Source organism: Maritalea sp. S77, from assembly GCF_049801075.1.
Taxonomy (GTDB): domain Bacteria; phylum Pseudomonadota; class Alphaproteobacteria; order Rhizobiales; family Devosiaceae; genus Maritalea.
The window spans coordinates 783,890-802,055 of record NZ_JBNAGG010000001.1 but is presented as its reverse complement, the minus strand read 5'-3'; the positions used below and the strand labels follow the sequence as shown (position 1 = coordinate 802,055).

Below are 18,166 nucleotides of genomic sequence, written 5' to 3'. Positions count from 1 at the left end.
GGAGTGAGTTATGAGGTCAAACTTAAACTAAGCTGCCAATTTTTAACGGCGCATCGTTTGATGCGCCGTTTTGTTTTATTGGGGGATGATGGCGATTGTGAATTGTTTCGGTTTTTCGCCTGATAGCTTGTCGAGCTGGCCTTCGGTGACATAGATTTTGCCTTGGTGCAGGACCAGTGAGGTGGGGCCGTTGAGGGGGTGATCGAGCATTGTCACGCGTGCCTTGTTGCCCTCGATCTCAAGTTTTGCCAACGCCCCCGCGGCGCTAGTGGCGATGAGTTGGTTGGTGCTGAGTGCGCGCATCCCATCGGGGGCGATGATGGGCTGATCTAGGGTGATCTCTTTGGCGGTGACGTTTGGGGCGGCATCTAGATCGATGCTATAAAATTGACCGCTGTTGAATTTGGCCACGATTAACGAGTTGCCCAGCAGGGCGATGCCGCTCAAATTGAAGCCGTCGCCGGTGAACCTTTCATCTTGCAACAGAGTTTCGAACGCATCTGCGCCCGGCTTGAGGGCCAGAATGCGCGGCACGAATGAATCTGTGACATAGATGGTGCCATCTGCTGCTTGCACCAGATCGTTGCACAGGCCGCCGCCGGGTAAATCCCAACGCGCTGTTAGATCGCCACTTTCAATGTCGAAGGCGAGTAGACCGGGTGCAGCGGTGCCGCTGAATTGGTTTAGCCCGAGATCAGAGCTGCAGGCATATAAAATATCTTCCTGCGGGGAGAGCAGCAAGCCGCCGATCGAGATGGCGCCGTTGGTGCCGCCTTCAACAAAGATTACGGGTTCGCTGCCTTCGGCGGGCAGACGCACAATATGGCCTGTGGTGACACTGCCTGTGTAAATGTCTCCATTTTCACTGATCGCGATGCTTTCAGGGAATTGCGCTTCGTCTGGCAGTGCAATCTGGTCGAGGGCCATGGCTGGTGCAGCGCTGAGGCTGAGTGCCAAGAGGGCCGAATAGGCGCCTGTTCGTAATTTCATAATTTGTCCTTTCATGTTGAAGGGCAAAAATATGGACTCTATAGTTGTGCGTAAATTCGCAATAAATGCACATATGGAGTGCAATAATTATCATGCATGATTGGGGCGATTATCGATTTTTGCTGGCGGTGTTTGAGGCGCAGAACATTTCGCGGGCGGCGAAGCGGCTGAATGTGAACCACGCCACGGTTTCTCGTCGACTGGCGGCGTTGGAGGAAAGCATTGGCGCACAATTGTTTGAGCGCAAGCCTGAAGGCTATGAGCTTACCGAGGCAGGGCTGGTGATGGTTTCCGCTGCACATACCATGCAAAAAGCACTGGCAGATGCGGACCAACTGGTGCGGGCGAACGATGAAAGCCTGTCGGGCGTGGTGACTTTATCAGCGCCGGAAAACCTGATCCATGCAGTCATCCTTCCGAAATTGAGCTCATTCAAAACTGATTACCCGAATATATGCGTAAACTTGGACAGCGCCGACGATGTAAAGAGCATCCACAATCATGATGCTGATATCGCACTGCGGGTGACCGATGCACCTGCGGAAGGGCTGGTAGGCCGGAGGCTGGTGGCGCGGCACATGGGACTTTATGCGTCGCATGAATATTGCGAGGCACGGGACGTGGCCACGGACCAAATTGATTATTGGATTGGACGCACAAACGACCAAAAAACGCCCAAATGGGTGACGACGCATTATCCGCAAGCAACAGCTTCGGCGCGCGTTAGCTCCAATATCGCACTGCATCAGGCGGCGCGGGCAGGGCTTGGCATTGCACAATTGCCCTGCCGGATTGGTGACGATGATCCAAAGCTGCAAAGGGTTGCGCCCTTTATGGCGGAAAAGGATCGGGATCTCTGGTTGCTTTATAACCCCAATATGCGGCAAACGCCGCGCTTGCAGGCGGTAGCCAAGTTTCTCACCAAATTGATTTTGGCGGAAAAAGAACTGTTTGAAGGGACAACCGGCGATCCGAAGTCCTAGTAAGGGCTAGTTGCTTTATCGCTTGTTAAAACAATCGGCCAAGACGGCGCAGCCATTTTGAATATCTTCAATGGACGGCGCTGCATAGCCGATAACAAGGCCATTGAGCACGCCTGTGTTCTCAAAGGCATATCGACGCAAAGCATTGATCGCGATGTTGCTGGCGCGGGCGCGTTGACAAATTTCCTCTGCATCATAAATGTCGGGTAGGGCAAGCACAGCATGTAAGCCGGAATTGAGGCCAACTAGTTGGCCGGAAATCCGGTTGGCTTGTAGCGCCTCAGCCAAAGCCTGACGTTTCTGCCGATAGATTTTGCGCATCTTTCGCAGATGTTTTTCAAAATGCCCCTTTTGAATAAATAGTGCCATGGCGTTTTGCAGCACAATGCTGGGCGCATAATCCAGCAATTGCCGCCTTTTGGCGAGGGCGGCGATGATTTCTGGCGGGGCGACCAGATAGCCAAGGCGCAAATCTGGGAAGAAGGATTTGGAGAAGGTGCCCATATGAATGACCATCTCCGGCGCGTGCGCGGCCAGAGGAGGCAGCGGCGGCACGTCATACCGAAACTCGCCATCATAATCATCTTCCAGAACGGGCACGCGATGCTGTTTGGCAAAGGCCAAAAGCTTGGCACGACGCGGGGCGGATAAGCGCCCGCCCAAGGGAAACTGATGTGCTGGCGTGACATAGATTGCGCCGAAATTGCTCTGCACCGCAGGCAAAGCTTCGATGTGAATGCCATCCTGATCTGTGGGGCAGGGCATGATGTCCGCCCCACCGCGCTGGAAAATCTGCCGGGCCAGTGGATAGCATGGATTTTCCATCAAGATCTCTTGCCCTTCGGCCAGCAGAAGCGGTGCCAGCAAATTGCTGGCATGGGAGATGCCGCTGGTGATGATGAGGTGATTTGGGTTCACCACATATTGCCGATTGCGCCGCAGATAGGCGGCAATCTCATGCCGCAATGTGATGGAACCCTGCGGATCGCCATAATCCGCCTGCGGCGACATGAGGGCGGCTTGGGCGAGGCAACTTCGCCATTGAGCTAACGGCAGTTGGCTGACATCTGGTCGACACGGCAGAAAGTTGATCTTGGCGTGCGGTGCCACATCAATGTCGGGTTCGGCAATGGCATCAAAGTTGAAGGCAAAGCCTGCCTCTAATGTGCCATTTTCATGCGCCGAAAGGCGGGTGGGCATAGCTGCTACAAATGTGCCTGCTCCCGCGCGGGTGTGCAAAATGTCCTCCGCCAGCAAAATTTCATAAGCCAATTGAACGGTGCCGCGGGCGATGCCCAGTTCGTTTGCCAACTGGCGGCTGGGTGGCAATTGATCTCCCGGTATCAATGAGTTTTGCTCAATGGCATTACGGATTTGCTGAGCAAGTAAGGTGGATAAATTTTGCCCGTCATCGGGGTTGCTGAGATCGAACTGCAAGTCAATCATTGAAAATTGGACCATTCAAATATGCATACATTGGCTCATTTATATAATCCAATATTTTGCTAGGCAATCTCCTACCAACTTAGGAGGCATGCCGATGGACGATAATCAAAATTTACTGGATCGCTTCAGCGCAGCGTGGAGCGAAAAGGATGCGGAGAAAGTGGCGAATTTGTTCGCGCCGGATGGTGTCTATTTCGCCTCAATTGGGCCAGAGCCGGGGCATAAAGCCGTGGGCCGGATAGCGATCAAGAAATTGGTAGCCGCAATGTTTGCCCAAGATGCAGGGGCGCAAAGCCAGACAAGCGTACCAATTATGATGGAAGATGCAGCCTTTTGGACATGGCAATATGATTTGCCCGACGGCACCACTGAACTTGGATGTGATCTCTTGCGCTTGGCAGACGGTTACATCACCCTGAAAGATGCCTATAGAAAGGTGCGCCAAAAATGAGCGTGATGAAAACAGACCCATATCAAGGCCGCGACTATGTTTATTGCGGTCGCGTGCAACAATTTGGCTTTGAGCTGAAAACCTATTCCATTTGTGCCAAAAGCCGGACGCCTCTGCCGACCGATCCCATTTTTAGCGCGGCGATGGAAGCGCTGCACACATCTCAAATTATAGACATGCCGCATCAGGGCATCGGCTATCTAATGGTGCACTTTGGCGAGGCAGCCAATTGGGTGCTCACCCGCGTTTGGCGCGAGGGCGACATTGTGGCGGGCTTGTTGACCCACTTTGAAGCGGGGAAATTGCTGCAAGTTGATGAGCCGATGATCGAGTGTGTTTGGGAAGAAGTTATTGTGCATCATGAGCGCAATGCCTGGGTGAAACACATGATGGGCGGCGCGGGCAAAGAGGGCTATTTGGCGGACCATTTGGCCGATGGACAATATTGAGATTATCCATTCGCCGCTTGGAATTGTGCCAATTGATCAGCATGTGCTTTGACAAAGGCAGGGCGGGCCTCGCCGCGTTCTTTTAAGGCTCGGCACTTCCGATAGGCGCTGAGGCCATCAAACCGATCGATCAAGCGCAGCACATCCACCATCAAAATGTCGGCGATGGAAAATTGGTCATTAAGCCAATGTTTGTCGCCGATGAAACTTTCAAGGTGGGTCAGGCGATTACCAAGAAAATTATCGAACATGCCAAAGCCAGATTGATCATTGTCCGTGCCGGAAAATTTGAACAGCGACCATGGCACGCTGGCCATCTCCATGGAGTTGAGGGCGCCAAAAACCCATTGGGTAACGGCAAAGCGACCGGCCTGATTGCGTGGCATCAAATGCTCACTTTGCTCGCCCAAATAGAGCAGGGCAGCACCGCTTTCGAATATGGTTTGGCCATTGTGCGTCAGCCAGGGGATTTGGCCAAAAGGATGTTTGGCGAAATGCTCCGGCCCACGATCATGAAACGGCGTGCTCTCAACGCGATAAGGCAGCTTGGCTTCTTCCATCGCCCAGCGCAACCGCAAATCACGAACATAGCCGCGCGGCAATTCTGGCACCCAATCATATGTGGTGATGATAAATTCTGACATGCGACGCTCCCCTAAACTCTCCAATAGGGCTGCCAGCTTTGGGCAATCGCGTCAAGCGAAGCGGCGCACGTTAATTCTATTGCATCGCCAGACGAACATTCCTAAGTTGCAACACATATTGTTTTAGGGGGATAAAATGCTCTGGCTGATCTTAGGCTTAATCTTGTTTTTAGGCGTTCACTCGGCACGTATGTTGGTGCCTGATTTCCGCGAAAAATTCATTGCCAAGCGTGGCGAGATGACCTGGAAAGGGCTTTATGCTGTCGAATCTTTGATCGGCTTCGCCTTGATCGTTTGGGGCTATGGCCAAGCGCGCATGGACCCGGTGATCATTTACGAAACACCATATTTCTTCCGCCACATCGCCCACGGCCTGATGCTGATCGCCTTTATCGCTTTGGCAGCGACCTATGTGCCAGCCGGCAAGATCAAAGCAGCGCTAAAGCATCCAATGATCCTTTCCGTCAAAATCTGGGCCTTCGCCCACCTTTTGGTGAATGGCGATCTGGCGTCGATCATCCTGTTTTTGAGCTTCTTAGGTTGGGCCGTTTGGAACCGCATCAATTTGAAACGCCGGGGCGCACCGAACCCGGTTGCCGGTCCAGTGACCAATGATGTGATTGCTATTGTGGTTGGCGGCGTTGCCTTCGCCCTGTTAGCATTCTGGGGCCATGGTGCGCTGATTGGCGTGCCGTTGTTCTAACAAACGTCTGCTGCGGGCTGAATCAGTCAGTGTTGATTTTTATGGCCTGATCGCGGATCGTGGTCAGGCATGAACACGCGGGCCGACGAAGAGGGCAAGCAGCGATTTCGATGCTGCCTAGTCGGCAAGTTTTCGGGGAAATAGTACCCTAGTTTCGGCCTCGTTTTACTCAAGTTTTGAAAAGCTGTTCGAACTTTAGAAGTGCGGCCTTCACCCATTTGCGCACCATGACAGGAGAGCGGCAAATAGTGTTTGATTTTGGATATCAGGCCCAATTCGCCTGACCTTAGTGCATGGCAGTAAATGCTACGGCAAAGAATGGTTTGTGTCCTAAAGCAGTCAGTTTACGGTTGCAAATGTTCTCTATATGTTCCATCTTGACCTAGCGTCCTAATTTTTAGGAGGGGATGATGGATCAGGAAGCAAAGTTCGGCATTTTAAAGTCGTTACACAACAGAACCGGGGCGTTCATTATGCCAAACCCTTGGAATGCGGGTTCGGCACGGCTGCTTGCCAGCATGGGGTTTGAAGCCATGGCGACGACCAGCGCTGGCTATGCCTTTTCGGTTGGCAAGCGAGATTCTTTTGCCGGACTAAGCCGAGATGAGCTTATTGCAAACGCGACCGAAATTGTTAGAGCTTGCGATATTCCAGTGTCTGCCGATTTAGAGGATGGATTTGGTGATCAGCCCGAAATCTGCGCGGAAACTATTTGCATAGCATCTGACATCGGCTTGGTTGGCGGTTCCATTGAGGATGCGACTGGCAATCCCGATGAGCCGATTTTTGAATTTGATTTGGCAGTCGCACGCATTCGTGCTGCTGCGGAAGCTGCGTCGGAACTTCCTTTTCTGCTAACTGCCCGCGCAGAGAATTACCTCTGGGGTCGGCCCAACCTCAAGGATACAATATCGCGCCTGCAGGCTTTCTCGGAGGCAGGGGCTGATGTGCTCTATGCCCCCGGTTTGCCGGACATTGAGGCCATCCGAACCGTGTGCAGCGAAGTTGATAAACCGGTGAATGTCGTAATGGGACTTAGTGGTCAGAGCTATACTGTTGAAGAACTATCTGAAGCAGGGGTTAGCCGTATTAGTGTTGGTGGTTCCTTTGCTAGGGCTGCATATGGTGCGCTTAAGCGTGCGGCTGAGGAAGTCAGGGATAAGGGCACATTCACCTACGCTTCGGCTGCTATTCCGGATGCTGTTTTGGCCGACCTCATGTCGCAAGAGCAATATTCAGGGCGAAAGTGATTGTTATCATTTCCATTGCAATATGGACGTGCACCTAATTTGACTATCTGCTTTTGGCACCAAATGATGAACTCGATTATTGAGGCGGATTGCTAGAGAGTTTGGGGCGTCGCCTGCCAAGATGATCTAACTCCTCCGCGCGTTTCCCCGTACGTCCAATATATTCAACAGTGCTTCGCTTGCCGTTGTCATCCTCAATCGTGATAAGATAGCTGACCTCTGTTTTGTGTAAAACGAAGCGAGCTAGAAACGCTTTGTATTCAGACACATGAACACCGTGCTTCTCACAAAATTGGGGGAACGCATTTTTTAGCAATGGCAATGCCTGCTCGACTTCCCCATTCTTGATCGCGCCGTCAACCTTGCCGGTCAAAAAGTCCGCTGTGATAACACCCTCTTTGTTTGCTGCCGCCTCTGCAAAAATATCTGAAAGAAGAAGACGATTTGGAACAACAAAACTTACGCCACCTGCCAGCGAGGTGGCGTAATTGTGGGCAACGCTGTGAAGCTTTTTGTGTCTCATTTGTAAATACTAAACTGGTGCAAAAATGGTAGTGAAGCCACACCACTCTCGTCAGGTCAACATGAGCCTCACTCATTCCCCTCTGCACACCGAATACAAAACCCTGCTGCGGGGTCGACTTCCAATCGCCGTTTCGCGATAGGGTCGCCGCAATTGTCGCAATAGCCATAGTCGCCATTTTGTAGGCGGGTGAGGGCCATCTCGATGCGGGTAAGTTCGCGGCGGCGTTGGCGATTTTGCGCTTGCGCCATGGCTTGGCCCTGCATCGCATCCATGCGGGAGAGGCGGCCGACGGATTGTTGGTCCAGCTCTACCGCTTTGCGCGCATCTTCGCTTATGGCATCAATTGCCTGAAGCTCTTGCTGTTTTGCCAACAAAACCTCTTTAAAGTGCGCGATTTCTTGTGCGTTTAATTCGTCCATAAGCTACTGATTTTAACCGCATTTGGAAAAAATCAAAGGGGGCGTGAATTTTCATCGTATTTTGCACCAGAAAAATTGCATTTTCCTTTGCATCACACTATGGTGCGGCACTCAAACACGGCCCGAATAAAGAGCATATCTAAATGTCAGACGAAATTTTTAACGAAGTCAACGAAGATCTCCGCAACGAGCGTATGCGCAAGCTATGGCGCCAATTTGGCCCATGGATCATTGGCGCGGCGGTTGTTATTGTGCTGATCGTGGCCGGTAATGAGGCTTGGCGCTGGTGGCAGAGCTCGCAGCAAAATGCATCTGCAGAGCAATTTGTGGCAGCGCTCGACGAAGTTGAGGCAGGAAATTACGAAGCTGGCTTGGAAGCGTTGAACGCAGTTGAAACAAGCGGCGCTGGCAATTACCCAACCTTGGCAAGCTTCCGTGAAGCGGCTGCCCTTGCGCAACAAGGTCAGGTCGATGAAGCCGTTGCAGCTTATGATGCAATTGCGACCACGCAAAATGATCAACGCTTGCGTGAACTAGCTTCCTTATTTGCAGCCTATTTGCTCGTAGATGGTGGCGACCCATTGGCCGTGAGCCAGCGCGTTGGCGATTTGCAAGTGGATGGCCATCCACTGCGCAATGCGGCGCGGGAAGCGCTTGGCCTAAGCTATTATCAGGCAGGTCAATTTGTTGAAGCGCGCACCCAGTTTGACGCGGTGGCCAATGATCCGGCAGCGCCCCGCAATTTGGCGCAACGGATTGGGCTATACATTGCGCAATTGGAATCGCAAGGCGTGACCGGTGGCGACAGTGCTGATGCGGAAGCTGACGCCGCAGCCACTGATGCCGAGGCAAGCGAATAAGCGGCTATTCCGCGAACATATTTAGGCTATTGGAGCCATCAAAATGAGTGTATCTGTTGCGATCGTTGGGCGACCCAATGTCGGTAAATCGACATTGTTTAATCGCCTAGTGGGCAAAAAACTGGCGCTGGTGGATGATTCACCTGGCGTAACCCGCGACCGCCGCGAAGGCACGGGCCGCATCGGCGATCTGACATTTAATCTGATCGACACCGCAGGTTATGAAGATGCTGATGACGGCAGCCTAGAAGCACGGATGCGCGAGCAAACCGAGCAGGCCATTCAAACCGCAGATGTCATCCTGTTTATGATCGACGCACGCGCTGGCGTGGTGCCGATGGACGAGCATTTTGCGCGCTTGCTGCGCAAGGCCGACAAAAAAGTGACGCTTGTTGCCAACAAATATGAAGGCCAATTGGCAGATGCCGGCCTTTATGAGGCGTTCAAGCTGGGCTTTGGCGAGCCGATCGCGCTTTCTGCCGAGCATGGCATGGGCCTTGCCGACCTATACAACATTGTTGCCACAGCAATTGAAGAAGCAGCTGAAGTGCTTAAAGAAGGCGAAGCTGAATTTGAGGCGGCGGTGGCCAACCTCGATGATAGCATGATGCCCGAGATCAATGTTGAGCTGGACGAAGATGGCAAAGGCGTTGAAGACGGGAAGGGCACATACGACCCCAATCGCTTTTTGAATGTGGCCATTGTAGGTCGGCCCAATGCGGGCAAATCAACGCTGATCAATAAGATGGTGGGCGCTGAGCGCGTGTTGACCGGGCCCGAAGCAGGGATCACACGCGATGCGATTATGGTGCCATGGGATTGGCATGGCCGGACCATCAATTTGGTGGACACGGCGGGTATTCGCAAAAAATCTCGCGTGCAGCAAAAGCTGGAAAAGCTCTCTGTCGCTGATGCGCTGCGCTCAATCCAATATGCCGAAATTGTTGTGCTGATGCTGGACGCAACCATCCCGTTCGAAAAGCAGGACCTGCAATTGGCTGATCTGGTGGAGCGCGAAGGCCGCGCCATCGTGATCGCGCTGAACAAATGGGACCTTGTGAAGAACAAGCAAGAGCATTTGCGCGAAATGAAAGAGGCGTGCGAGCGGCTGTTGCCACAGCTTAAAGGCGTGCCATTGGTGACCTTATCTGGCTTGCGTGGCAAGAATATTGACCGCTTGATGGAAGCGGTGCTGAAGGTGGAAAAGACTTGGAATTCAAGGATTTCCACCGCGCGTTTGAATCGATGGTTGAGCGGCATGACCGAAAGCCATCCGCCCCCAGCCGTGTCTGGTCGCCGCATCAAATTGCGCTATATGACCCAAGCCAAAACGCGGCCACCAAGCTTTATTATTTTCTGCTCGCGCCCCGATGCGCTGCCGAAATCTTATGAGCGATATTTGGTGAAGGGCTTGCGCGAAACATTTGGCCTTGAAGGCGTGCCGATCCGGCTTTGGATCCGGGGGGGACAAAACCCCTATCACGAAAAAGGCAAGTTTAAGCCATCCTAAAATCAAGGGCCGCGAAAGCGGCCCTTTTTGTTCTTGAACTTAGGCCTTTTGGACCAAAGCGGCTGCGGCCGCTGAGCCGAGCAGGCCCGTCGCAGCGCCATATTTCAGGGTGATCTGCCCCGCGTGATTTTCAAACAACAGACGGCTATAGCCTGCCAAAAAGGCACAGATGGCAAAGATCACAAACACCAGTGACATAAAGAGCGGCACCAGCACCATCAGTTGGGCCAAAACGTCGCCGCGATGGTCAATAAATTGCGGGAAGAAGGCCACGAAGAAGCCGATGGCTTTGGGATTAAGCGCGGTGATGGCAAACCCTTGCGTAAACGGGGCTTGCACCTTCTGGTTGGTTTCCAGCTTGATTTCGCTTGGCGCACGCAATTGCTTGATGCCCAGATAAATCAGATAGGCGACGCCAGCCCATTTCACGATGTTGAACAACATTGCAGAACCTTGCAGCACCGCGCCAAGGCCAAGCAAGGAGATGGTGAGCAACACAGCATCTGCTGCCAAAACGCCCAAAGTATATTTGAGGCCAGCCATGGTGCCTTGCCGGAGGCTCACCACCAAAAGCAGTAAGATAGAGGGGCCGGGGACAATGGTGATCAAAATCACCGCAATGATAAAGCCTATCAGCATAAATATCTCCCAAATTTGACAACCATTAGGCCATGAAGGCTGAATCAATGAAAGTGATAATTATCAATGGATCTATTCATCCCAGTGATGGATTGTGCTTGACCAACTAATCATGTCGGATTAGCGTGAGCCGCAAACGTCTAATAGAGCTTCACCATGACCACTGTTTCTTTGATCGCTTATTGCATCGCGCTCGCGATTGCTGTTGCCATTCCCGGCCCGGGCATTATGGCCCTGTTGGGCACGGCTTTGGGGCGCGGGTTCAAACCTGCTTTTGCCATGCTGATCGGCATCACCTTTGGCGATTTGACTTGGCTGACGCTTGCCATTCTTGGCCTCGCAGCCGTGAGTGAGCTTTACGCAGACGCGTTCTTGGTGGCTAAAATCATCGGCGCTGCCTATCTGCTATATCTCGCCTATAAATTCTGGATGAGCAGCGACGCGCCGAAAAAGACCGAAGTGGTCAACAAACGCGGTATCTTTGCGCTGACGCTAAACGGCTACATTATCTGCCTGAGCAACCCAAAGCCAATCCTGTTTTATCTGGCGCTGGCCCCTGTGCTGCTCGATATGAGCGCAATTACGCTCTCGGATTACTTTGTCATTCTAGGTTGTACAGCAGCAATTTTGTTGCTGGTGGCTGTGCCATATCTATTGTTGGCCGCCGGGGCACGTGAGTGGCTTTCATCGACCCGCGTTTACAAATGGATGAACCGTTCTGCCGCCGTGATCATCGGCGCAGCAGCATTAGCTATCGGCTTCCGGGCACATTAAATGCGCGTACATGTGGAATGGGGCGCAAAAGCATTGGAGCGAGCCACTGGCACCGCGATCATTGTGGATTGCTTGAGCTTTTCGACGGCATTGTCTGTTGCATGTGCTCGCGGAGCGAAAGTGTTCCCGTTTGGCACTTATGAGGGCGGCAAGAGGCTAGCCGCTTGCCTCTCAATTGAATGCGTGGGCAAGCGCAAAGAGCAGGGGCTTTCGCTCTCACCGCCGACATTGGACATGGTTCAACCCGGCCAAAAAATTGTTTTGCCGTCGCCAAACGGCTCAAACCTCTCGACTCTGTCTAAGGCAAAGTCCAGTTTTGCTGGCGCGTTGCGCAATGCCAAAGCGGTTGCAGAGGCGGCGATGGGGCAGGGCGATGACATTGTGATTGTCGCGGCAGGTGAGCGCTGGCATGGAGATGGCAGTCTACGCCCAGCATTTGAGGATCAACTCGCTGCGGGCGCGATTGCGTCTTTTCTCACTGGCGACAAAACATCTGAAGCGATTGCTGCGATGGCGGTTTTCAACGCGTGTGAAAATGATTTGCTGGCGGCGTTGCACCAATGCGATTCAGGCAAAGAGCTAACCGAGCGCGGCTTTGCGCAAGATGTGGAATGGGCAAGCCAATTGAATGCGGCCAATTGTGTGCCGCGATTGCAGACACTTCAAAAGACTTATGAAGATATTGGCATGAAAGCGGCAGATATGCCCGGCGATATGAGCCCGAACGAAAAGATACGGTTTTACTCAAGCTCGCAATTGTAAAAGCCGCGGGTCAAATCAATATTTCCGCCAGCGTCTAGGCAAGCATCGACAACGAGCCAGCGCTCAATATGCATACCAAACCAAATGCCGAGGGCCAAAAGGGCAAAGCCGCCTACAATGATAGCGGCTTTTCGGTTCACAGTGGTGAAACCTTGCCGTTGTCTTTCAGGTCAACAAATTGACCATTTTCTGCAAAATCGGGCGAAATCAAATCAATGAATTTCGGCGCAATCTCACGTGGATGTGGAATTGTTTCCGGATCTTCACCAGGCACGGCCTTGGCGCGCATTTGTGTGCGGGTAGGGCCGGGATTGACCACATTGATGTTCAGCGGCGTGTTGGCGTTTTCGCCCGCATATGACTTGGCCATGGCGTTCAGCGCCGCCTTGGTGGCCGCATAAAGGCCCCAATAGGGCTTGCAGCTATAGGCTGAACTGGACGAAACAAATACAACGCGGCCAGCGTCTGACTGCTTCAACAATGGTTCAAGCGAACGCACCAAACGGAAGTTGGCGATCACATTGAGATTAAATGCTTTATCGACATCTTTGGGGGACAGGTGACTAACGGGGCTGATGGTGCCCAACATGCCCGCATTGGCCAACAAGCCGTCCAGCTTGCCCCAACGATCAAAAATGGCACGGCCCATACGGTCAATCGCATCGCCATCCATCAAATCCAAGGGCACCAAAGTGGCACTGCCGCCAGCAGCTTGGATTTCATCATCCAAATCTTCCAACCCACCAACGGTGCGGGCAATGGCGATCACATGCGCGCCGCGCTTTGCCGCCTCAATCGCGCTAAAATAGCCAATACCTCGAGAGGCCCCTGTGACCACAATCACACGGCCAGCCAGATCTTGTTGTTCGGTCATGGATTATCCTGCCTCTCTAAGCATAGAGCGTTGTTTGATATTGCCTTTTTCCGCTTCCAAATCCACTAGACGGGTCGGATATTCCCCAGTGAAATAGTGATCGGTAAATTGCGGATTTTTCGGGTCGCGTTTAACGCCACCCACAGCATCATAAAGCCCATCAACAGACAGGAAGTGCAGGCTGTCGCAACCAATAAACTTACACATCTCGTCATGATCAACATACTGATTGGCGATCAATTTCGATGGGTCCGGCGTATCAATACCGTAATAATCGGAATGGGTGATCTTGGGGCTGGAAACGCACAAATGCACTTCCTTTGCCCCCGCGTCGCGCACCATCTGCACAATCTTCAAAGATGTGGTGCCGCGCACAACTGAATCGTCAACCAGCACAACGCGCTTGCCATCCAACTGGCCACGGTTGGCCGAATGTTTCAGCTTAACGCCAAAGGCCCGAATTTGCTGGCTCGGCTCAATAAAGGTCCGGCCCACATAATGGTTGCGGATGATGCCCAATTCAAACGGGATGCCGCTTTCCTGCGCATAGCCAATCGCGGCTGGCGTGCCACCATCTGGAATGGGCACAACAACGTCCGCATCAATTTTGGCTTCGCGTGCCAGATTGATGCCCATGTTTTTGCGGACATTATAAACAGAACGGCCAGAGACAATGCTGTCTGGACGCGCAAAATATACATATTCGAATAGACACATGCGTTCAGGCTTTTCGTCAAACGGCATGGAAGATTCGATGGTCACCTCACCATTGGGCTGGCGTTCGCAAATGATCACTTCGCCATTTTTAATGTCGCGCACAAACTTCGCGCCAATAATGTCCAAAGCACATGTTTCAGAGGCCAAAATCGGAGAGCCGTTCAAATCACCTAACACCAAAGGACGAATGCCATTCGGATCACGCGCACCAATCAATTTTGTGCGGGTGAGGGCGATCAATGCATAGCCGCCTTCCATCTGGCTGATGGCATCCACAAAACGATCGGACGACCGTTCTTTTTGCGAGCGCGCAATCAAGTGCAAAACCACCTCCGAGTCAGATGTGGACTGGCAGATGGCGCCATCTTTAATAATCTCTTTGCGCAGCTTAAGTGCGTTGGTGAAATTGCCATTGTGCGCAACAGCGATACCGCCTGCGCTCAATTCAGCAAAAAGTGGCTGCACATTGCGCAAAGCTGTTTCGCCAGTTGTTGAATAGCGCACATGTCCGATTGCGGCTTTGCCCGGCAATTTTTCAAGGGTGGCTGCATCTGTGTAATGGTCGCCGACGAGGCCCATATGCCGTTCAGAACGGAACTGTTCGCCATCAAAGGTTACGATGCCTGCGGCTTCCTGACCACGGTGCTGCAAGGCGTGCAGGCCAAGTGCGGTGAGGGCGGCGGCGTCGCTCTGCCCTAGGGTGCCAAATATGCCGCATTCTTCACGCAACGTGTCTCCATCAAGATCAAACGCTTCGGTGTCATCTTGGATACCGGCTTGGCCGGTTGCGTGTGGTGCGTGCATCAGCATTCTCGCCCTAGAAAGTGAAAGGGGTTACCATATGTTTCGGCTCATTACGCCGCTATGCGGTGAGAGTCAACCAAACTCACCGCAAACACCGGTCAACAATTAGACGCATGACGCGCTAAGTTGAACTGGTGCTCAATTCTTCTTCAAACTGATCAGTGCCTTCAGTCACTGGCACTTCTTGTCCAGGTGTGCTGCTGCCGCGCAAGAAATCTGTGAACATCGCTTCCACATCATCCGGTAGGGCTCTGATCAGATCCTCACCGAGATCCGTTAGGATCGGCATGGTTTTGCTGTCAGCTGCGAAACTCCGCAAATCATTCGCAAACAGCCAATTGCCGAAAATTAACAATACCACAATGATCAAGATGCCGCGGATGCCGCCAAAGACAAAGCCTAATGAACGATCCAATGGGCCAATTTTGCTGTCGCTCACCAGATCAGCAATCCACATGGTCAGTAAATGCAGGATAATTAGCGCTACAATAAAGCTGAGAAGCACGGTGACGATGTCCGCCACCATTGGGTCTGCCACATAATTGCGGGCCAACTCAGGATTGTTGTAATACATCCAGACAGCGAAAGCAGCAGAGCCGCCCCAAGTGAGCAGCGACAAAACTTCACGGGTAAAACCGCGCATGGTGGCCAAAAGCGCCGAGATCAACACAAGAACGCCGACAATAATATCAAAGGTGGTGATCATAAATATATCCCTTTTGAACCACTTTGTGCTTCATTTACCCTTTATCTGCCAGCCTGCCAAGACTACAGGGCGAATTTAACCAAACTCGTACACAGGCGTGGCTATACAGGTTCACGCTGCGGGTTTGCCCGGCCCTTAGCGGCGATTTGCGCCACAAGGTCAGCCAATTGCTTGTGGGTGCCCAATTGCAAGGCCAGCCCTTTATCCACATCTTTCAGTTGTGCCGTATGAGCAATGCCGAAGCCAAGCTTTTGCGCCTCTTTTAGGCGCGTGCCCGCATGGGACACGGGACGCACGCCGCCAGAAAGGCTAACTTCGCCAAAATAGACCGCGTCCGCGGGCAATGGCGAATTGGTGAGGGACGACACAAGGGCGGCCGCCACGGCCAAATCGGCCGCAGGTTCCGAGATTTTCAAGCCACCAGCCACATTCAGATAGATATCGTTCGCCCCAATGCGCACGCCGCAATGGGTTTCAAGAACGGCCAGCACCATGGACAGGCGGGCATTGTCCCACCCCACAACGGCGCGCCGGGGCGTGCCTAAAGGCGAGGGCGAAACCAAAGCCTGAATTTCAACTAGAACTGGGCGCGTGCCTTCCATGCCAGCAAAAACAGCAGAACCCGTCGCGTCTTTATCGCGTTGATCAAGAAACAGGGCAGACGGATTGGCGACTTCGCGCAGCCCCATATGGGCCATTTCGAAAACACCAATTTCATCAGTGGCGCCATAGCGGTTTTTCACGCCGCGCAAAATGCGGAAATTGTGGCCGCCATCGCCTTCAAAATACAGCACCGCATCAACCATATGCTCGACGACACGCGGCCCAGCGATCTGACCATCTTTGGTGACATGGCCAACCAACACCACAGCGGCGCCCGTTTTTTTGGCAAAGCGCGTCATCGCCTGTGCACTGGTGCGAACTTGCGTCACCGTGCCGGGCGCACTGTCGATCCGATCTGTCCATAAGGTCTGGATTGAATCGATGATCACCAAGTCTGGTTTTCCAGCAGATTCCAGCGTGGCCAAAATGGTTTCCACATGGGTTTCGCTGGCCAATTGTACCGGAGACGATTCCACCCCGAGACGGGTGGCCCGAAGGCGCACTTGGGCGATGGCTTCCTCGCCCGAAATATATACAACATTGTGGCCCTTGGCGGCGAGGGCGGCCGCGGCCTGCAGCAAGAGTGTAGATTTGCCGATGCCCGGATCACCGCCAACCAAGCTGGCAGAGCCGACTACAAAGCCGCCGCCCGTAACCCGGTCTAGTTCTGAAATGCCTGTTGTGATGCGCTGCGCGTCATCAGTGGCACCGGTGAGGGGAACAAGTTCGATGGGGCGGCCAGCCGCGGTAGCGGCCTTTGGCCCGGAGCCGACGCCGGAATTGACCTGTTCTTCAACAATGGAGTTCCATTCGCCGCAATTGTCGCAACGACCCGCCCAGCGTGGCGTTACACTGCCACAAGACTGGCAAATAAATTGCGCCTTCTGCTTGGCCATCTATTCGACGCTCCCAACATAGGTGCGGCGATAGCGACCACGCAGATTGGTCAAAACCTCATAGCCGATGGTGCCACAGGCATCTGCAATGTCGTCGATTGAAACATTAGGCCCCAAAACTTCGACCATCTCGCCCGGAACAGGGCCGTTTGGTCCTAAGTCAGTGACATCGATTGCGAACGTATCCATGGAAATGCGGCCCAAAATCGGCACCAATTTGCCTTTGACGGCAACACGCGCACCCATATGGTTGGTGGCCGAACTGTTGGCGCGGAAAAAACCGTCGCCATAGCCGATGGCGGCAATGGCAATGCGGCTATCGCGCTGCAATGTGTAATCAGCACCATAGCCAACAGATTCACCGGTCTTAGCGTCGCGCACCTGCAAAATAGGTACGTCCAAATTGACCACATGCGCCAGCGGGTTGTTGCGACCACTAATGGCACGACCACCAAATAGCGCAATGCCCGGACGCACTAACTGGAAATGGTTCTGCTTAGATCCCATCAAGCCCGCCGAATTGGCCAAAGAGGCTGGAATCTCAGGGAAATGCGCCATGATAGATTGGAAAAACGCGAGCTGCGTGCGGTTTTTCTCATGCGTTGGTTGGTCGCCGCAGGCCAAATGGCTCATGATCATTTGTGGCTGATAGCCCGTACGTTCCAACTGCTGACGCACCCAGCTTACATCGGAAAGTCGGAAGCCCAAGCGGTTCATGCCCGTGTCAAAATGAAGGCTAGAAGGATAGGCTTCCCCATGCTCAACGCAATAGGCAAGCCACTCTTCCAACATAGCCATGGAATTGAGAACAGGCATCAAACGGGCCTGCGTGTAAATCTCAGCTGTACGCGGCCACAGGCCGCCCAAAACAAATATGTGCGCAGCAGGCAAGGCAGCGCGCAGACGCAACCCTTCTTCAGGATTGGCGACAAAAAAGAATTGTGCGCCTTCCTTAGCAAGTTTTTTGGCAACTTCTTCCAGGCCAAGCCCGTAGCCATCCGCCTTGACCACAGCACCGGTGAGGGTGCCTGGTGATATTTTGTCGAGTGCCGCCCAATTGCGCGCAATTGCATTCAAATCAACGGTGAGTTGACCTGAACTCAATAGCGAGGAAGCGGAGATGTCGGTCATATTTGTGTCCAATGGCTCAAAACAAGGCA

The 18,166-nt window shown here is 53.0% G+C and carries 21 protein-coding genes; 9 read left to right on the top strand and 12 right to left on the bottom strand.

What is annotated here, in order from left to right:
• Positions 1-75: 75 nt before the first annotated feature.
• Positions 76-990, bottom strand: a complete 915-nt coding sequence (locus tag ACP15Y_RS03785) for an SMP-30/gluconolactonase/LRE family protein (protein WP_424981664.1) — start codon at positions 988-990, stop codon at positions 76-78.
• 92 nt (positions 991-1,082) lie between these two features.
• On the opposite strand from ACP15Y_RS03785, the gene ACP15Y_RS03780 reads away from it, so the two are divergent.
• The gene (locus ACP15Y_RS03780; RefSeq protein ID WP_424981663.1) at positions 1,083-1,973 is read left to right on the top strand and encodes a LysR family transcriptional regulator; all 891 of its coding nucleotides are present in this window, start codon (positions 1,083-1,085) and stop codon (positions 1,971-1,973) included.
• 15 nt (positions 1,974-1,988) lie between these two features.
• On the opposite strand, the gene ACP15Y_RS03775 is transcribed toward ACP15Y_RS03780, so the two are convergent.
• Positions 1,989-3,434: a PLP-dependent aminotransferase family protein gene (locus ACP15Y_RS03775; protein ID WP_424981662.1), complete on the bottom strand. Its 1,446-nt coding sequence runs from the start codon at positions 3,432-3,434 to the stop codon at positions 1,989-1,991.
• A 79-nt stretch (positions 3,435-3,513) separates the two neighbouring features.
• On the opposite strand from ACP15Y_RS03775, the gene ACP15Y_RS03770 reads away from it, so the two are divergent.
• Entirely contained in the window at positions 3,514-3,870 is a 357-nt protein-coding gene (locus ACP15Y_RS03770; protein ID WP_424981661.1) for an SgcJ/EcaC family oxidoreductase, read from the top strand.
• The gene (locus ACP15Y_RS03765) at positions 3,867-4,319 is read left to right on the top strand and encodes a hypothetical protein (RefSeq protein ID WP_424981660.1); all 453 of its coding nucleotides are present in this window, start codon (positions 3,867-3,869) and stop codon (positions 4,317-4,319) included. The genes ACP15Y_RS03770 and ACP15Y_RS03765 overlap by 4 nt, the downstream gene beginning before the upstream one ends.
• A gap of 2 nt (positions 4,320-4,321) precedes the next feature.
• On the opposite strand, the gene ACP15Y_RS03760 is transcribed toward ACP15Y_RS03765, so the two are convergent.
• Entirely contained in the window at positions 4,322-4,963 is a 642-nt protein-coding gene (locus tag ACP15Y_RS03760) for a glutathione S-transferase family protein (protein WP_424981659.1), read from the bottom strand.
• Positions 4,964-5,099: 136 nt separating this feature from the next.
• On the opposite strand from ACP15Y_RS03760, the gene ACP15Y_RS03755 reads away from it, so the two are divergent.
• Both ACP15Y_RS03755 and ACP15Y_RS03750 read left to right on the top strand, forming a co-directional pair.
• Positions 5,100-5,666, top strand: coding sequence for an NnrU family protein (locus ACP15Y_RS03755; RefSeq protein ID WP_424981658.1), 567 nt, complete (start codon positions 5,100-5,102; stop codon positions 5,664-5,666).
• Positions 5,667-6,073: 407 nt separating this feature from the next.
• Positions 6,074-6,916: an isocitrate lyase/PEP mutase family protein gene (locus ACP15Y_RS03750; protein WP_424981657.1), complete on the top strand. Its 843-nt coding sequence runs from the start codon at positions 6,074-6,076 to the stop codon at positions 6,914-6,916.
• 76 nt (positions 6,917-6,992) lie between these two features.
• Here ACP15Y_RS03750 and ACP15Y_RS03745 read toward each other — a convergent pair whose 3' ends face one another.
• Entirely contained in the window at positions 6,993-7,439 is a 447-nt protein-coding gene (locus ACP15Y_RS03745; protein WP_424981656.1) for a hypothetical protein, read from the bottom strand.
• 68 nt (positions 7,440-7,507) lie between these two features.
• Complete coding sequence (locus ACP15Y_RS03740; protein ID WP_424981655.1) at positions 7,508-7,861, bottom strand: TraR/DksA family transcriptional regulator; 354 nt, start codon at positions 7,859-7,861, stop codon at positions 7,508-7,510.
• A gap of 143 nt (positions 7,862-8,004) precedes the next feature.
• On the opposite strand from ACP15Y_RS03740, the gene ACP15Y_RS03735 reads away from it, so the two are divergent.
• Both ACP15Y_RS03735 and der read left to right on the top strand, forming a co-directional pair.
• A complete protein-coding gene (locus ACP15Y_RS03735) occupies positions 8,005-8,721 on the top strand; it encodes a tetratricopeptide repeat protein (protein ID WP_424981654.1) in 717 nt (238 codons plus the stop codon).
• 43 nt (positions 8,722-8,764) lie between these two features.
• Entirely contained in the window at positions 8,765-10,231 is a 1,467-nt protein-coding gene (der, locus tag ACP15Y_RS03730) for a ribosome biogenesis GTPase Der (protein ID WP_424981653.1), read from the top strand.
• 39 nt (positions 10,232-10,270) lie between these two features.
• Here der and ACP15Y_RS03725 read toward each other — a convergent pair whose 3' ends face one another.
• A complete protein-coding gene (locus tag ACP15Y_RS03725; protein WP_424981652.1) occupies positions 10,271-10,870 on the bottom strand; it encodes a LysE family translocator in 600 nt (199 codons plus the stop codon).
• A gap of 156 nt (positions 10,871-11,026) precedes the next feature.
• Here ACP15Y_RS03725 and ACP15Y_RS03720 point away from each other — a divergent pair, with 156 nt between their 5' ends.
• Both ACP15Y_RS03720 and ACP15Y_RS03715 read left to right on the top strand, forming a co-directional pair.
• Positions 11,027-11,644 (top strand): LysE family translocator, encoded by a 618-nt coding sequence (locus tag ACP15Y_RS03720; protein ID WP_424981651.1) that lies wholly within the window; start codon positions 11,027-11,029, stop codon positions 11,642-11,644.
• On the top strand, positions 11,645-12,406 hold the full coding sequence (locus ACP15Y_RS03715) for a 2-phosphosulfolactate phosphatase (RefSeq protein ID WP_424981650.1): 762 nt from the start codon (positions 11,645-11,647) through the stop codon (positions 12,404-12,406). It begins immediately after the preceding gene.
• Here the strand turns inward: ACP15Y_RS03715 and ACP15Y_RS03710 are convergent.
• The 6 genes from ACP15Y_RS03710 to alr all read right to left on the bottom strand — a co-directional run bounded on the left by ACP15Y_RS03710 (position 12,385) and on the right by alr (position 18,137).
• On the bottom strand, positions 12,385-12,546 hold the full coding sequence (locus ACP15Y_RS03710; RefSeq protein WP_424981649.1) for a hypothetical protein: 162 nt from the start codon (positions 12,544-12,546) through the stop codon (positions 12,385-12,387). The two genes, ACP15Y_RS03715 and ACP15Y_RS03710, sit on opposite strands and share 22 nt — an antisense overlap.
• Entirely contained in the window at positions 12,543-13,280 is a 738-nt protein-coding gene (locus tag ACP15Y_RS03705) for an SDR family NAD(P)-dependent oxidoreductase (RefSeq protein WP_424981648.1), read from the bottom strand. Before ACP15Y_RS03705 ends, ACP15Y_RS03710 begins: the two co-directional genes overlap by 4 nt.
• 3 nt (positions 13,281-13,283) lie before the next feature.
• Positions 13,284-14,801 (bottom strand): amidophosphoribosyltransferase, encoded by a 1,518-nt coding sequence (purF, locus tag ACP15Y_RS03700; protein WP_424982455.1) that lies wholly within the window; start codon positions 14,799-14,801, stop codon positions 13,284-13,286.
• Positions 14,802-14,922: 121 nt separating this feature from the next.
• Positions 14,923-15,507 carry a CvpA family protein gene (locus tag ACP15Y_RS03695; RefSeq protein WP_424981647.1) on the bottom strand — a complete coding sequence of 195 codons (585 nt, stop codon included), beginning with the start codon at positions 15,505-15,507 and terminating at the stop codon, positions 14,923-14,925.
• A 101-nt stretch (positions 15,508-15,608) separates the two neighbouring features.
• A complete protein-coding gene (radA, locus tag ACP15Y_RS03690; RefSeq protein WP_424981646.1) occupies positions 15,609-17,006 on the bottom strand; it encodes a DNA repair protein RadA in 1,398 nt (465 codons plus the stop codon).
• Positions 17,007-18,137: an alanine racemase gene (gene alr / locus ACP15Y_RS03685; RefSeq protein WP_424981645.1), complete on the bottom strand. Its 1,131-nt coding sequence runs from the start codon at positions 18,135-18,137 to the stop codon at positions 17,007-17,009.
• Positions 18,138-18,166 lie beyond the last annotated feature (29 nt).